The sequence below is a fragment of the Devosia polycyclovorans genome, assembly GCF_042181575.1.
Classification (GTDB): Bacteria; Pseudomonadota; Alphaproteobacteria; order Rhizobiales; family Devosiaceae; genus Devosia; species Devosia polycyclovorans.
Window position 1 is genome coordinate 60,251 of sequence record NZ_CP170082.1, and the last position, 15,876, is coordinate 76,126.

Annotated in this window: 14 protein-coding genes; 7 read left to right on the forward strand and 7 right to left on the reverse strand. The window is 61.8% G+C overall.

Annotation, left to right across the window (positions count from 1 at the left end):
* The first annotated feature begins 105 nt into the window (after positions 1-105).
* The gene (locus ACE4RL_RS00285; protein ID WP_375598557.1) at positions 106-1,086 is read left to right on the forward strand and encodes a DUF1624 domain-containing protein; all 981 of its coding nucleotides are present in this window, start codon (positions 106-108) and stop codon (positions 1,084-1,086) included.
* Positions 1,087-1,209: 123 nt separating this feature from the next.
* Here ACE4RL_RS00285 and ACE4RL_RS00290 read toward each other — a convergent pair whose 3' ends face one another.
* A complete protein-coding gene (locus tag ACE4RL_RS00290; RefSeq protein WP_375598558.1) occupies positions 1,210-3,105 on the reverse strand; it encodes an ABC transporter ATP-binding protein in 1,896 nt (631 codons plus the stop codon).
* The gene (locus tag ACE4RL_RS00295; RefSeq protein WP_375600200.1) at positions 3,102-4,868 is read right to left on the reverse strand and encodes an ABC transporter ATP-binding protein; all 1,767 of its coding nucleotides are present in this window, start codon (positions 4,866-4,868) and stop codon (positions 3,102-3,104) included. Before ACE4RL_RS00295 ends, ACE4RL_RS00290 begins: the two co-directional genes overlap by 4 nt.
* Positions 4,869-5,199: 331 nt before the next feature.
* On the opposite strand from ACE4RL_RS00295, the gene ACE4RL_RS00300 reads away from it, so the two are divergent.
* From ACE4RL_RS00300 to ACE4RL_RS00325, 6 genes are all read left to right on the forward strand, one after another.
* Entirely contained in the window at positions 5,200-5,943 is a 744-nt protein-coding gene (locus tag ACE4RL_RS00300) for a TSUP family transporter (protein WP_375598559.1), read from the forward strand.
* A 26-nt stretch (positions 5,944-5,969) separates the two neighbouring features.
* Positions 5,970-6,881, forward strand: a complete 912-nt coding sequence (locus ACE4RL_RS00305; RefSeq protein ID WP_375598560.1) for a LysR family transcriptional regulator — start codon at positions 5,970-5,972, stop codon at positions 6,879-6,881.
* A 123-nt stretch (positions 6,882-7,004) separates the two neighbouring features.
* Entirely contained in the window at positions 7,005-7,907 is a 903-nt protein-coding gene (locus ACE4RL_RS00310; RefSeq protein ID WP_375598561.1) for a siderophore ABC transporter substrate-binding protein, read from the forward strand.
* Positions 7,908-7,976: 69 nt separating this feature from the next.
* Positions 7,977-8,939: an ABC transporter permease gene (locus ACE4RL_RS00315; RefSeq protein ID WP_375598562.1), complete on the forward strand. Its 963-nt coding sequence runs from the start codon at positions 7,977-7,979 to the stop codon at positions 8,937-8,939.
* On the forward strand, positions 8,932-9,906 hold the full coding sequence (locus ACE4RL_RS00320; RefSeq protein ID WP_375598563.1) for an iron chelate uptake ABC transporter family permease subunit: 975 nt from the start codon (positions 8,932-8,934) through the stop codon (positions 9,904-9,906). Before ACE4RL_RS00315 ends, ACE4RL_RS00320 begins: the two co-directional genes overlap by 8 nt.
* Positions 9,903-10,661: an ABC transporter ATP-binding protein gene (locus ACE4RL_RS00325; RefSeq protein ID WP_375598564.1), complete on the forward strand. Its 759-nt coding sequence runs from the start codon at positions 9,903-9,905 to the stop codon at positions 10,659-10,661. The genes ACE4RL_RS00320 and ACE4RL_RS00325 overlap by 4 nt, the downstream gene beginning before the upstream one ends.
* On the opposite strand, the gene ACE4RL_RS00330 is transcribed toward ACE4RL_RS00325, so the two are convergent.
* The 5 genes from ACE4RL_RS00330 to ACE4RL_RS00350 all read right to left on the reverse strand — a co-directional run bounded on the left by ACE4RL_RS00330 (position 10,658) and on the right by ACE4RL_RS00350 (position 15,726).
* The gene (locus ACE4RL_RS00330; protein ID WP_375598565.1) at positions 10,658-12,388 is read right to left on the reverse strand and encodes a diguanylate cyclase domain-containing protein; all 1,731 of its coding nucleotides are present in this window, start codon (positions 12,386-12,388) and stop codon (positions 10,658-10,660) included. The genes ACE4RL_RS00325 and ACE4RL_RS00330 overlap by 4 nt on opposite strands.
* Before the next feature lie 70 nt (positions 12,389-12,458).
* Entirely contained in the window at positions 12,459-13,289 is an 831-nt protein-coding gene (locus tag ACE4RL_RS00335; protein ID WP_375598566.1) for a sugar phosphate isomerase/epimerase family protein, read from the reverse strand.
* A gap of 60 nt (positions 13,290-13,349) precedes the next feature.
* Positions 13,350-14,414 carry a D-TA family PLP-dependent enzyme gene (locus ACE4RL_RS00340; RefSeq protein ID WP_375598567.1) on the reverse strand — a complete coding sequence of 355 codons (1,065 nt, stop codon included), beginning with the start codon at positions 14,412-14,414 and terminating at the stop codon, positions 13,350-13,352.
* Positions 14,411-15,187 (reverse strand): SDR family oxidoreductase, encoded by a 777-nt coding sequence (locus tag ACE4RL_RS00345; protein WP_375598568.1) that lies wholly within the window; start codon positions 15,185-15,187, stop codon positions 14,411-14,413. Before ACE4RL_RS00345 ends, ACE4RL_RS00340 begins: the two co-directional genes overlap by 4 nt.
* A gap of 155 nt (positions 15,188-15,342) precedes the next feature.
* On the reverse strand, positions 15,343-15,726 hold the full coding sequence (locus tag ACE4RL_RS00350; protein WP_375598569.1) for a RidA family protein: 384 nt from the start codon (positions 15,724-15,726) through the stop codon (positions 15,343-15,345).
* Positions 15,727-15,876: the final 150 nt, after the last annotated feature.

Below are 15,876 nucleotides of genomic sequence, written 5' to 3' on the forward strand. Positions count from 1 at the left end.
CCTTCTCCCCGAGAGGGAGAAGAACAAGAGCGTACACGATGCTGTTTCCTCTCCCTCTCGGGGGGAGGTGGCCGAAGCGAAGCGCAGGTCGGTGAGGGGGATGAGTTGAGCGATACCTTCACTGTGAAACGCCCCCGCCTGCCGGTCATCGACATCGCCCGCGGCGTCGCGATCATCGCGATGGTGATTTACCACTTCTTCTGGGACCTCTCCTTCTATCGCTTCATCCCCGTCGATGTCGGCTTCGACCCCGGCTGGGTGGCATTTGCGCGCACGATCCTGTTTGCCTTCATGTTTCTGGTCGGTGTCGGCCTGGTGCTGGGGCATGGAGATGGCGTGCGCTGGCGCAGCTTCTGGCGCCGCTGGTTGTTTGTGCTGGGCGGCGCAGCGTTGATCACCATCGGCACCTGGTTCGCCTTTCCCGACAGCTTTGTTTATTTCGGGGTGCTGCACGCCATTGCGCTGACCAGTCTTCTCGCCTTGCCCTTCCTGTTCACCCCGCTCTGGCTCGTGGGACTCGTGGCGGCCGCAGTGATCGGGCTGCATTTCGGCTTTGCCGATCCGCTTTACAATCAGAAGGTCTTTTCCTGGATCGGGTTCTGGGTGGTGCCGCCGCCGACCAATGATCTGGTGCCGGTGTTTCCCTGGTTCGGGGTGGTGCTTCTGGGCGTACTGGCCATGCGGCTGGTGCGGGGTGGTGTCGTCGAGCGGCGGTTGGCGGCGATCCGGCCCCGCAATGTGCCGGCGCGGGTGCTTGGCTGGATGGGGCGATGGAGCCTGGTGATCTATCTCGTGCATCAGCCGCTGCTACTGGCGGTGATCATGCCGCTCTCCTTTGTCATGGGGACGCAGGAGGCCAGTCGGGACATGGAGTTTCTCAATTCCTGCCAGGTGAGCTGCGAGGAAAGCGGCACCACGGCGGCGCTTTGCGCCATCTATTGCCAATGCGGGCTGGAGGGCGTGAAGCGGGATGATCTCTGGGAGCCGGTGTTCAGCGGGCTGGTGTCGGCCGAGGATCAGGCCAAGCTCGATGCCAATAACCGGCAGTGCTCGGCGCTGATCTATCCGGAGCTCGGGGTGGAGTAGCTAAGCGGAGCGCTGACGCATCGGGATCCATCGGTGACGCACAGGACCACCCCCACCCTCGATCCCTCCCCTCAAGGGGGAGGGAGGCGTAGGACCGATGATTCCGATCAGATCTGATGCGCTCTAAGTGCTCGCTTCCTTCGCATTGACCCCGGTGACCATTTCATCGGGGATGTCATCGAAGCTGGCGTAATTCATGTTGTAGAGCTTCGAATAGAGCCCGCCCAGCTCCATGAGCTGGTCGTGATTGCCCTCTTCGATCTTCTCGCCATTTTGCAGCACGATGATGCGGTCGGCGCCGCGAATGGTGGCCAGGCGGTGGGCGATGACCATGCCGGTGCGGCCCTTGAGCAGGATTTCCAGCGCCTTCTGGATCTGCCGCTCGGTATAGCTATCGATATTGGCGGTGGCTTCGTCGAGCACCAGGATCTTGGCATCGGCCACCAGGGCGCGGGCAAAGCTCAGGAGCTGGCGCTGGCCGAGCGAGAGGTTGGAGCCGCGCTGCTCGAGCATGGTGTCATAGCCATTGGCGAACCGATCGATGAACTCATGGGCCCCCACGGCCTTGGCGGCGGCGATGACGTCCTCGCGCGTGGCCGAAACCTTGTTGTAGCGGATGTTCTCAAAGATGGTGCCGGTGAACAGGAATGGCTCCTGGAGCACCATGGCCACCTGTTCACCCAGGCTCTCCTGGGTAACATCGCGCACATCGTGACCGCCGACGATGACCGCGCCGTCCTGGACTTCATAGAAGCGGTGAACCAACGCCATTGCCGATGTCTTGCCTGAGCCGGTGGGGCCGATGACCGCGACGGTCTCGCCGGGATTGACCTTGAAGGACACGTTCTTGAGCACCGGTCGCTTCGGATCGTAGCCGAAAACGACGTTCCTGAACTCGACCGAGCCATCCATCTCGCCGGTCAACACCTTGGCGTCCGGCTTGTCCTCGATCACCGTGGGCAGGTCGAGCACTTCGGTGATGCGGCGGCCCGAGGTCATGGCGCGCTGCATGATGGAATATTGCATGGTGAGTGAGCGGATCGGGTCGAAGAAGCGCTGCACATAAAACAGGAACGCCACGACGACGCCCACCTGCAGCGCGCCATTGAGCACCATGGCGCCGCCCACGACGACAACCGTGGCCATGGAAATGCCGGTGAGCGTGTCGACGATGGGCACCATGACCTGGGCGAATTTGGAGCCGGTGAGCTGGGTGCGCAGGTTCTGATAGGCCTTGTCGTCATAGAGGTCGAAATTGACCTTCTGGCGATCCAGGTTCTGCACTGTGCGCACGCCATTGATACCTTCGGCCATGGCCCCGGCGGTCAATGAATTGGTTTCGTGCGCGGCCCAGAAGGCGCGTTTTGCGGGCGGCAGCCAGAAGATGCGGATGATGAACAGCACTGGCATGGTGATGAGGGTCACCAGCCCCAGCCAGGGATCGAGGCTCACCAGGACAATGATGATGCCGAAGAGCAGGACGATGTCGCCTACCGAAATGACGGAGGTCTCAAGGAACTCCTGCATCGCACTGACATCGCCCTGGAGACGGCTCATCAGGCGGCCGACTTCGGTCTTGTCCATGTAGCTCAGCGAAACGCGCTGGAGCTGGGCAAACATGGCCCGACGCATGTCGAACAGCACGTTTTCGGCGACCTGCCCGACCTGAGTCTCCTGCACCCAGGAGGCGCCGAAATTGAACAGTACCGCGATGGCAAAGGCGCCCACAGCCCAAAGCAGATTGTTCGCATCGCCGCCAGCGACCAGCGCGGTGTCGATGGCATTGCCGATGATGAGCGGAATGGCCAGTTGGGTGCCGGTAAAGATCAGCACCGCCGCGACGGCGAGATAAATCTTGAGGCGGTAGGGCTTCACATAGGCCCAGATGCGCCGGACCGTCTTGGGGTCATAGGCCTTGCCGAAAACCTCTTCCTCGATGCGGTGGCTGCCCACCGAGGCGCGGGGCGGACGCTGGCCGGGGAAGGCGGCGACTTCGCTTTCGTCATCAACGACGCTCATTGGGCTGCCTCCAAATCGTCGGTGGGTCGCGTCTGCAAATCGTAGAGCGCGCGATAGCGTCCGCCTTGCGCGAGCAGCTCTTCATGGGTGCCGCGCTCGACGATCCTGCCGTCTTCGAGGAACAGGATCAGGTCGGCATGCATCAGCGAGGACAGACGATGGGCGATGATCATGGTGATCCGGTCGCTGGCGAAGCGGCGGATGGCGCTTCGGATGCGATGCTCGGTGCCGGCGTCGATGGCGGCGGTCGAATCGTCGAACACCATGACGGCGGGCTTGAGCACGAGCGAGCGCGCAATGGAGAGGCGCTGGCGCTGACCACCGGAGAGCGAAACGCCGCGTTCGCCCACCACGGTGTCATAGTCGGCGGGCAGGCCCATAATGTAATTGTGCAATTGGGCACTCTCGGCAGCGCGCTCGATCTTGCGTTCCTTGGCCCAGGGATCGCCATAGGCGATGTTGTTCTCAATGGTGGTCGTGAACAGGAACGTATCCTGCTGCACCACGGCGACAGAGCGGCGGAGGCTTTGCAGGGTGGCGTCACGCACATCCTGGTCGTCGATGGTGATGCGGCCCGAGGTGATGTCGTAAAAGCGCGGAATGAGGTGGGCGAGCGTGGATTTGCCGCTGCCCGGGGCGCCGACGATACCAACCGTCTGGCCGGCCTTTGCCTCGAAGCTGACGCCATTGAGGGTCGGCACGGTGGAGCCAGGATAGGTGAAATGAACATCCTCGAAGCGCAGCACGCCATTGCTGACCTTGAGCGGGGTGGCTTCGGGCTTGTCCTCGATTTCCACGGGCGCATCGAGGAAGGCATAGAAGCGCTCGCCGCAGGTGGAGGCGCGGGCATAGGAATTGACCATCAGGCCAAGCTGGCGCACCGGCATCTGCAAAATGGTCATGAAGGTGAGAAAGCTGGCCAGCGTGCCCACGCTCATCTCCTCGGCAATGACCTTGTTGCCGCCCACCCAGAGCACCAGGCCCATGGCGGCGAAGAAGGAAAAGGTCATCATCGAGGTGTTCTTGACGCGCACCTGGACACGGCGATATGCCAGTTCGAGCGCGTCCTTTGAGGCCGTATCGAACTTGCCCAGCTCGTGCTTCTGACCCGAGAAAGCGCGGACGACGCGAATGCCGCCGAGATTTTCTTCCATGACACGGGTCAGGACCGCGAGCTTTTGCTGCAGGATCAGCCAGGTAGCGCGCAGAGTAAGTTGGGCCACTGAGGAGCGCCAGGCCACAAAGGGCACAAAGCTCAGGGCCAGAAGACCCAACACGATATCGGTCGAGATCAGCATCCAGGCGCCAACACCAATCAGCACCACCAGCAGGATGGTGCGGACCAGGCCTGTGGAGAAGAACATGCGCAGCCCGTCCAGATCGAGCAGGCCGATGGTGATCAGATCGCCCGAGTGCATCCGGTCGTGATAGGAGTAAGAGAGGCGCTGGACCTTGTCGTAAAAGGCCAGTCGCAGTTCGTAGCCAACATGGTGGCCGACGCTTTCAGCAAAGTAGTTCTGCACCAGTGTGAACAGGCCCCGCGCCACGGAGGCGGCCAGCAGGGTCAGCGCGGTCCAGACCAAAGCCTCCTGTGTGCCAGCACCGGCGACGGTGAGGACGTTGTTCGCCTGGTCGATGGCCTGGCCCAGGAGCCGCGGAATGGTCAGCTGCAATATGGCCGCAATAATGGTGGCGCCGACCGCCAGGCTCGCCTGAAACGGGTGGCGGAGGGAAAACAGGGTAATGCGCGTCAATGGCGCCATGCCCTTGCCGGCATGGGCTGCTGCAACATGGTCCCGAGCATCGCCGCGCGAACGCTCGCGGCCAGCCTTGAGGGTAATCAAGGAAGTATCCAGACGTCAGTTAGGTGGGGCCCAAAAGGGAAAGGCGGGAGGTCCGTCGACCGGCAATCGGGCAAATCAAAAAAACTCGCCTGCCTATAAAAAGCGCATTGCGTCTTCCATTCAAGATGCAATTTGCGCAAAAAACGCAAGTAGATGCCAGCTTTGATGACTATGGCATGACCCCATGCCCATTGCGGGGCTGGCAAGAGTGGCGCTGCAGGGTGCATGAGCGAGGCAAGGGACAAGCGCCATGACACCCATGATCTCGGCCATAGTGGTCGGCGTCGTTTTCATCACCTCGACGATCTCCGGCGTCTTCGGCATGGCCGGCGGCATGCTGCTGCTGGCCGGGTTGTTGACCGTGCTGCCGGTCGCGACGGCGATTGCACTGCAGGGGGCGATCCAGATCGTGGCGAATGGATCGCGCGCCTGGTTCTCCCGCGAGTTCATCGACTGGCGCATCATTGCCACGATGGTCGCCGGAATCTGTCTCGCAACGCTGCTGTTGTTCCTGTTGCGCTACCAGCCAGACCTGGCCACCGTCTGCATCGCGGTCGGCCTGATGCCCATATTGGTCTGGCTGCCCAAAAGCTGGCTGCAACTGGATGCCAGCCGGCCTGTGCATGGCTTCTTCTGCGGCTTTATCAGTGGCGGACTGAATTTGGCGGTCGGAGTGGCCGGCCCCAGCATCGACATCTTCTTCATCCGCACCCAAATGGACCGGCGCAAGATCATCGCCACCAAGGCTTGCATGCAGGTGATTTCGCATGGGGCGAAGGTGGTCTTCTATGGCGCCACCACCGCTGCCATGGCGTTGGGCGACTGGATGCTGGTGGCCATTGCGGCGCCCTTTGCCATCGCGGGCACCCATCTGGGCTATCATATCCTGCAGAAGCTTTCCGATGCCGGGTTCCGGCGCTGGACCCGATGGATCTTGACTATGCTGGGCATATTCTATCTGGCACGCGGCATTTTGTTGCTCGTCGGTTCGTAATCGCTATGGTGCCTGCGGGAGACGACATGGCACCATTCGATAGCGTAACCGCGCGCCTGATATTGCTTTTGGCCGAGACGGGCTCAATCGGCCGCGCAGCAGAGCGGGAGGGTATCGCCTCCTCGGCCGTCAGCCGGCGGGTATCCGATCTTGAAGGCCGGTTGGGCGTGGTGCTGTTCGACCGCTCGGCCCATGGCGTCAAGCTCACCAAAGCGGGCGAAGCCTATGCCGGGGGATGCCGCACGGTGCTGCGCTCCATCGCCGATCTCGATGCGATCATGGATGATTTCAGTTCCGGGCAACGCGGCAGCCTGAGGCTTGCCTGCACCAGTTCGGCGCTGACCGGACGGCTGCCCGAACTCTTGGCCAAGTTTGCCGCCAAATATCCCGGTATCGAGATCGCCATATCCGAAATGGGCGCGGCCAAGGCGCTGCTGTCTCTCGATGAGGGACAGGCCGACATCGCCATCGTTTCGGACAATTACGATTTCTCGCGCTTTGAAATCCGGCCTTTCGAGGATGAACGGGTGTGGGTTCTGGTGCCGCCCGAACATGAATTGGCCGCCAGCATAGAGCCGCGCAAGTCGGTCAGTTTCGACACGGTGGTGCCGCATTCGATCGTGGGTATTCATCATGCCGGTTCGCTCGACAGGCTGCTCAGCGAAGCGGCCGAGAAGCTGGGGCATCCGTTGAAAGAAGCGTTGCGCGTCGAGAGCTTTCCGGCGCTGGTGCGCATGGTGGAGGCCGGCTTCGGAATCGGCTTTCTGCGCTCGACCAGCCTGCATCTGCTGGCCGGCACGGACCTGGTCTGCGCACCCTTGTCCGAACCCTGGGCGATGCGCAAATTGCTGGTTGCCCGGCGCAAGTCGAGCCCGCTATCGGCCGCCATGAAGAGTTTCGTCTCGCTGGCTGCCGAGACCTATCTTCCCTCCGCGTGACAAAATTTCCTGATAAAAAACATCAGCTTTGTTTTGACACTCTCCAAACTCGCCGATATTGAAGTGGACCAGCGCAGTCAAGTTTGCGCAGAGCGTTAACCATTTCACATCGGAAGTACCGAGATGACCTTCAGCCGTACCGCCACCGCGCTTCTCGCCGGTCTCGTTGCCCTCGCCACGCCCGCACTGGCGCAGGAGTTCACCGTGACTCACGCCCAGGGCGAAACCACCCTGCCCGGCGTGCCGCAGAAAGTCGTCAGCTTCGACTTTGCGGCCATCGAAACGCTTGAAGCGATCGGCGTTAATATTGCTGGCCTGCCCGGCTCGAACCTGCCAGCTCATCTCGAAAAATATGCCAGCGATGATTATGCCAAGGTCGGCTCGCTGTTTGAGCCTGACTACGAGGCGCTGGCTGCGCTGGAACCCGACCTGATCATTGTCGCGGGCCGCTCCTCCACGGCTTATCCGGAACTTGCCAATCTGGCACCCACGGTCGATCTGTCCAACGAGTGGACGAACTTTTACGGCTCGATCAAGGCCAATGCAGAAATCATTGGCGAGATCTTTGACAAGGAAGCCGAGGTTGCGGCGCTGATCGCCGAGACCGAAGCCAAGGTCGAGGCCAGCCGGGCTGCAGCGGCAGATGCCGGCAAGGGTTTGGTGGTCCTTACCAGCGGTGCCGAAGTGACCGCTTACGGCCCCGGTTCGCGGTTCGGATTTATCCATGAAACCCTCGGCGTCACCCCGGTCATCGAAGACGTCGAAGCGGCCACCCACGGCGATTCCATCTCCTTCGAGTTTATCCTCGAAACCAATCCCGACCTGCTTTTCGTAATCGATCGCGACGCCGCCACAGGCCAGGGCGCTGCCGCTGCCATTCTCGACAACGAACTGGTTGGAGAGACCACTGCCTGGCAAAATGGCGATGTGGTCTATATCGATCCGGTCCGCGCCTACATCGTCAATGGCGGCCTGATCTCGTTCGGCATCATGGCCGACCAGGTCACCGAAGCGCTCAGCGACTAACCGCCCGAGCTCAATGTCTTGCCCCTGCCCTGGCGGGCGGGGGCTTTCGCGTCTGCAGGCACCGGCCCCATGCCCAAGCTGATCATTGGCGTTCTCGCCGTTCTATTGCTGGCTATTGTCAGCCTGTTCATCGGTGTCAGCGACGTCACACCGATGAGCCTGTTCTCGTCATCGCCGGAAGACCGGCCGATGCAGGTGCTGCTGATCAGCCGCATCCCGCGCACCCTGGCGCTGATCCTCTCCGGCTCTGCCCTGGCTGTCGCCGGGTTGCTCATGCAGATGCTGGCGCGCAACCGCTTTGTCGAACCGGGAACTGCCGGGACGGTGGAAAGCGCCATCTTTGGCATTTTGCTCATCACCATCCTTTGGCCCGCCAGTCCGCTGCTCGCCAAAATGCTCGCCGCTACGGTGACGGCGCTGCTCGGAACCGCCCTGTTCATGCAGATCTTGCGCCGCATCCCCCTGCGCTCGACGCTGATGGTACCCTTGGTCGGCATCATGCTGGGCGGCGTGATTGCCTCGGTCACGGACTTCTTTGCCTATCGCCTGGACCTGTTGCAGACCTTGGGCACCTGGCAACTAGGGGATTTCTCGGCCGTGCTGCGCGGCCGCTATGAATTGCTCTGGATCGGCGCGCTGCTGGTTGGCATCGCCTGGTATGCTGCCGACCGGTTTACGGTGGCTGGCCTGGGGCAGGATTTCACCACCAATCTGGGCCTCAATTACCGTCGCGTCCTCACGCTCGGGCTTTCCATCGTCGCCATGGTCACCGCGACCGTTGTGGTTTCAGTCGGCACCATTCCGTTTCTTGGGCTGATCGTGCCCAATCTGGTCGCCATGGCCGTGGGCGACAATGCGCGGCGGGCCATTCCCTGGATCGTGCTGCTTGGCGCCGGCTTCGTTTTGATCTGCGACATCATCGGCCGCGTGATCCGTTTCCCCTACGAGATTCCCATCGGCACGGTCTTTGGGGTCATCGGTTCGGCGCTGTTCCTGTATCTGCTGTTGCGGAGGCGCCCAGCCGATGCCTGAGCGATCCACGTCACCCGGCCTTGCGCCACGGCAGGTGCTGATCATTCTGACCGCCCTGGCCGCCGTATTGATTACCGCGTTCATGGTGATCGGCGCCAAGGGCAGCTGGGGCTTCGTCCTGCCGTTCCGGGGGACGAAAGTCTGGGGCATCGCCATGGTGGGCGGCGCCATTGCCGTAGCGACTGTGCTGTTCCAGACCATAACAGCCAACCGCATCCTGACCCCGGCGATCATGGGCTACGATGCCCTGTTCCGGCTGGTCCGAACGGTGCAGATTTTCTTTTTGGGCGGTCTCTCCTACGCCACGCTCAACGTCCAGCTGCAATTTGCCTTCGAAACCGTGCTCATGGTGGGGTTGTCGACCCTGCTGTTCCGCTGGCTGTTCAATCGTGCGGCCCGGGATCTCTATCTGCTGGTGCTGGTCGGCATCGTGTTTGGCGTGTTGTTCCGCTCCCTTGCCGGGCTGATGCAGCGCCTGATCAATCCCAATGACTACGCCGTGTTGCAGGACGTCATGTTCGCTGGCTTCAACACCATCGACAAAAGCCTGCTGATGGTGTCAACGCTCGCCATCCTGGGCTCCGGGGTCTGGGTGTGGCGGTTGCTTCCGGCGCTCGACGTGCTCAATCTGGGCCGGGACAATGCGATCAATCTTGGCGTGGCCTATCGCAGCGTGGTCTCCCAGGTCCTGATCATCATCGCCATACTGGTTTCTGTCTCGACGGCGCTGGTCGGGCCGGTGACCTTCTTCGGGCTGCTGGTTTCCAACCTTGCCTATATGCTCATCCGCAGTCACAAACACGCCCTGATCCTGCCCGCCGCGGTGCTGCTGGCCATCATCGCCCTGATTGGCGGCCAGGTCATCCTGGAGCGGGTATTCGGCTTTGACTCGGCGCTGGCCATCATCATCGAGTTCGTGGGCGGCGTCGTTTTCATCGCCATGCTGTTGAAAGGAAACCGCAAATGATCCGTACCCAGGCGGTCTCCCGCGCCTATGGCGACGCGCTGGTCGTTGACAATGTCACGCTCGACATTCCCGCCGGCGGCGTCACCTCGATCATCGGGCCCAATGGGGCGGGCAAGTCCACCTTGCTCTCCATGGTCAGCCGGCTGCTCGACATGAGCGCGGGGACAGTGACAGTGGATGGGCTCGATGTCACCAGGACACCAAGCGATGTTCTCGCCCGGCGCCTCTCGATCCTGCGGCAGGACAATCACGTTTCAGCCCGCATCACCGTGCGCGATCTGGTGGCCTTCGGCCGCTATCCCCATTCCAAGGGGCGATTGACAGCCCAGGATCGCCACCAGATCGATCGGGCCATTGCCTATCTCGACCTGGGGGCGCTGGCGGACCGCTTTCTCGACGAGCTTTCCGGCGGCCAGCGGCAACGGGCTTTTGTCGCCATGGTGCTGGCGCAGGACACCGATTATGTGCTGCTCGACGAGCCGCTCAACAATCTCGACATGAAGCATGCCATGGGCATGATGAAGCTGATGCGGCAGGCTGCGTCCGAACTGGGCAAGACCGTGGTGCTGGTGCTGCACGACATCAATTTCGCCTCTTGGTATTCGGACTATATCGTCGCCATGAAGCACGGAAAGGTCGCCGCGCAGGGGGCCGGCCCGGAGATGATCCGGCCCGAGGTGCTTTCCGAGATCTACGAGATGGACATCAAGGTGCACGAAATCGGCGGGCAATTGATTTCGGTTTATTACGGCTAGCTGGCTGCCATATCGGGGTAGGCTACGACACAGCCCCTGCCCTGGGCCTTGGCGGCGTAGCAGGCCGCATCGGCCTCTCCCATGAAGCCCAATGGTGAAGCGGACCGAGCCCCGATGATGGTCACGCCGGCGCTGGCGCCGATGGAATAATCGCGGCCAGCCCAGGAAAAGGCCAATGCGCCGATGGCGCGCACGATCTTTTCGGCGACTGCCCGGCCGTGGGCGATGGGACAGTCCTCAAGAATGATGGCAAATTCGTCGCCACCGATGCGGGCGGCCAGATCGTGACTGCGGCAAACACCTCGGATGGTTTGCGCCACCTGCTTGAGCAGAGCGTCTCCGGCGGCGTGGCCGGCCGTATCGTTGACCGGCTTGAAGCGATCCAGATCGAGATAGACCAAGCTATGCTGGCGCGGGCCATTGCGGGCGCTGACGATAGCCGCTGACAGGCCGCGCTCGAAGCTGGCCCGATTGGGCAGGCCGGTGAGGTCATCGTGAGACGCCGAATGGGCCAGTTGGCGTTGCAGGGCCCGGCTCTGGGTGACATCCTGAAACACCAATACGGCGCCGGAGAGGGACCCCGCGGCATCAAAGACCGGGGAGGCAGTCGCGCGGATGTCGCGCCGGGGCCCGTCAAGCGCGCAGAGCACGCTGTCGTCATCAATACGGATCTGGGTCGCCTGTGCGAGGCAGGCCAGCACCGGACAGGACAGTTTTTCTTCACCGCGTTCGCTGCGCAGATGGAAGATGTCGCTGACACTTTGGCCAACCGTCGTGGCGGCGTTGCTGCCGGTCAGCATCTCGGCAGCCGGATTCATGAAGATGATGCGGCCGTCCAGGTCAGTAGAGATCATACCGTCGGCCACCGCCTCCAGCGTGATCCGCAGCCGTTCCTTTTCGGCGGCCAGTTCCTGTTCCATCTTCTTTATGCGGGTGATGTCGGTATCGGTGCCGATGGTTCGGGTGGGGTTACCTTGGGCATCCCATTCCACCGGGCGGCCCCGGCTGAGGATCCAGATATAATCGCCGTCGCGTGTCCGCTCGCGATATTCCAAAGTGTCGAAATCGCTTTCGCCCAGGTCCTGCCGATGCACATTGGCCATGATCCGGGGACGGTCGTCGGGATGAACGCGTTCGAGCCATTTTGCCTGATCGCCGTCCACCTCCTCACCGGCCGGAATGCCGCGCATCAGGCGCCACATGCGGGAGTAGAACATGGTGTCGGTGCGGATATCGTGGTCCCAGACCCCCTGGCGGGCGCTTTCCAGCGCGAAGTTCCAGCGGCTTTCGGAGGCGGCCAGGGCCTCCTCGGCGCGCTTCTGCAACTCGATGGAGTTCATCTGAACCAGAATGAGCGGCGGCGTCTCGCCTTCAGCCGGAAGGATTGTGGCCCCGACCATGGCCCAGACGGGGTAGCCATCGACGTGACGCAATTGGTGCTCACCACGGCTGACCGACACTTCGCCGCGCAGCAAGCGCTCGAAGTGGAGGCGCGTGATGGCATTGGTTTCATCCGAAACCAAATCTGCAAACTGAAATATATGGCCCGGCTCGGGCCGATGCCCCAACAACTCGCTGAAGGCGGGATTGGCATAGACCACCATGCCGTCAAGGTTTGAGACCAGCATGCCCAATGGCGCGGCGTCGAGCAGACGCATAAAAGTTTGCGCCGAATGCAGGGCATCGGCGGCAAACACGTCCTGGGATTTGGCACTTGGTGTCACCATGCCGTCATATTCGACGCGCGGACCTTAACAACTGGCTTCGCTGGCGACACATTTCATGCCTACGCCGAATTTATTCGAGCCGGGAGAGAATGAAATCCCGCTCTTCGGCCAATCCGGCCCATTCGCCTGGGTGGTCGGCGTCGAAGATCAAGGTGTAGGGACCGGCATAGCCGGCTTCTTCGGCCACTTGCACACACAGCCCGTAATCGGCCTCATCCATCTTGCCGCCGTCGAAGCCAGCCTTGGCGTGGCACAATTGGGCGCGCGGAAAGATGGACTTGAGACCTTCATATTTGTCGGGCCCGGTCCAGTTGCCGAAATCGGCCAGAAGGCCGACCTCGCCCTCCAGGCGATCGAGCAGTTCGTGTACCGCTTCAGGGGTCGAGAGCAGGTCGAACCAGTTTTCGGTGACGAGCCGCAGGGGCGAACCGGCATTGGCGGCCAGCAGCTCCTTGAAGCTGGCAGCCGAGCGGGCCATGGTCTCTGCGGTTGGCTTTTGCTTGCCGGCGATGATACGGGCGTTTTCCGCACCCAGCATATTGGCGACATCGACCCAGCCAGCGATCCAGCGTGTGTCGCGTGCGCCATGTTCAGGATGCGTCATGTCGCCCGCATCAATCAGCAGGGTCTGCAGCGTCACACCCGAGACGTTGAGCTGGTCGCGCAATTCGCCCAGATAGACCGGATCACGACTGCGCAGGTGGAAGGAGACGATCTCAAGCCGGTGATAGCCGTGATTGGCCAGGACCGAAGGCAGGCCGAGCAGCGATTCCTCGCCCTCCCCATAGGTTTCCTGCATGTCGCCGACGGTATCGGTGGTCAGATCATGCGGATAGGTCGTGCCCAGCAGCCGGTGCAGCGACCAGGTGGAAACAGCGATACGATTTGTCGGGTCGGCCAATGGGGTGCTCCTCTTTTTGCCGCAAGAGTTTCATGGCCACGAACGCAGTGCAAGCTACGGCTAACTCACCCTGCCCCGCGCCGCGACAGCCATGGTCTCGACCAGAACATCGCCTCGGATCAGGTGGACCTGATCGAAGAGATTGGTTACCGGACAGCAATGATTGGGGATGATGCGGACCAGGTCGCCAATATTGGGTTTGGTGGCGCAGGCGGAAACATCGAGCGTGCCGTGCTCCTCGCTGAGCCCAGTGACCTTGGCCTCGGGAAATTCAATGACATGGCCATGCCCGACGAGGCCCAGGAGATCGCTGGTCAATGCCTTCGAACCGGCATCGATGATGGCGCGGTCTTCGGTGGGGCGGGAGACGACTGTTGCCAAAACGGTCAGGGCGCAATCCTCGAAACGCGCGGCGCCAGCGGCGACTTGCGAGCGGTCCATATAGATATAGGTGCCGGGGCGATATTCGGTCGCTGCAAAGGCGGCTTCGTCCATGTGCCAGATATCGGGGGTACCGCCGGTGGTGATGGCCGGGACTTCGACCTCAGCTTCAAGAAAGATGAGCTTGGCGTCAGCCAGCCATTGCGCTGCCGCCTGATACTTGCCGGCGGCCGGATAAGTCATGAGCCCGGCAAAAACGAGGCCTGGCGTGGCGCTGATCTGGCGGGCAAGGTCGAGCGCTGCGACCGGGGTCTGGACGCCGCAGCGGCCCATGCCGGTGTCGCATTCCACGAACACCCCCAGAGGACGGTCCGGATCGGTGAAGGTTTCACCAAGGCCAGCAACGCAGTCAGCGCTGTCGGCGACGGTGCGAATGGTGACGCGCTCGTGCAACGACTTGAGCCGCGCACGCTTGGCAGCGCCGATGATGTTGAAGGTCAACAACAGATCGGTGAGACCGGCGTTGGCCATGACTTCGGCCTCGCCCAGTTTCTGTACGGTGATGCCCACTGCCCCCAGCTCGACCTGCTTTTTGGCGAAGAATGGCAGTTTGTGGGTTTTGATGTGCGGACGCAGGGCAATGCCGGCTTTGTTGGCTGCGTCCTGCGCCTTTTTCAAATTGGACTCGGCCCGGTCAAGATCGATGAGCACAGCGGGAGTGTCGAGTTCAGAATAGTGGGTCATTGCGCCCTCAGGACTTCGTTGACAAAGCGCAGATTGCCGGCTGTGAGGCCAGCATCGACGGGGATGGTCACGCCGGTGATGCCCGAAGCGGCGTCGGAGGCCAGGAACAGGGCGGCATTGGCGACCTCCTGTGGAGACACCATGCGGCCCAGCGGATAATGCGGCAGCACCTTATCGAGTAGCCCTGGATCGGCCGCCAGCCGGTGATCCCAGGCGGGTGTGCGAACGGAGCCGGGCGCCACGACATTGGCGCGCACGCCCTCGCCACCGCGTTCGACGGCGATCGCTTTGGCATAGGCAATGAGGCCCGCCTTGGCCGCCGAATAGGCCGGATTGCCGAAATGCTGGATGGCATTGACCGAGGAAATGAGAACCACATTGCCCGCGCCGCGCGCGGCCATGGCATTGGTGATCGGATCGACCAGGGCATAGACGCCATTGAGGTTGATGGCCATCTCGCTGGCCCAGACCTCGTCATCGAGATGGCCAAGATGCTCGGCGCGGGTGAAGCCGGCATTGGCAATGACCGCGTCCACCACGCCATGGGCGGCAATATCCGCCTCAATGGCGGCACGGGTCGCTGTCGCATCGGCCTGATCGAAGAGGATGGTGCGCGTCAGCGGCAGGCCTGCGAGCATTGAAGCCTCACGGTCGGCACCGACGACACTGGCGCCGGCCGCATTGAAGGCTTCGACCAGAGTGCGGCCGATGCCGCCCCCGGCGCCGGTTACAAGAACGGTCTTGCCGTCGAGACGGAAGGGGGACTGGGTCATTTCGTGTTTCCTACCATGGGGATACCCCCACCTAGCCTCCCCCTGATAGGGGGAGGGACTTCTCCACCCGCGCGGCGCAATCGCGCCCTACGATAAAGCCCACTCTTCCCCTTCTCGGGGGGAAGCGGGAGGGGCATCCCATCAAGCAAGTGCTTTCACGGCTCCTTATAGGCCACGCAGTCGATCTCGACCTTGCAGTCGACCATCATGGTGGACTGCACGCAGGCGCGGGCGGGGGGATGTTCGCCGAAATAGGATTTATAGACGGCGTTGAAGCTCCAGAAGTCGCGCGGATCATCGAGCCAGACGCCGCACCGCACCACATGTTCGAGCCCGTAGCCAGCCTCTTCGAGAATGGCGATGACGTTCTTAATCGTCAGGTGGGTCTGTTCGATGATGCCGGTGCCGACAATCTCGCCATCCTTCATGGCAACCTGGCCCGAGACATAGAGCCAGCCACCGGCCTCGACGGCGCGGGCGAAGGGCAGGTTCTGTCCACCGGCGCCGGATTTGTCTGCACCATAGCGTTTGATCGGCATGGGAATGTCCTTTCCGTGCGTTTTTGAAACTCAGTTTCGCTTGATACCAGTTTTATAGCCATATTCAGCAGGAAGATGCGAGAGGCAGGACAAGAAATGTAAATTTCTTACGTGAATCGTTTCGCCGCATGGTGTAGCTTGGCTGCATAG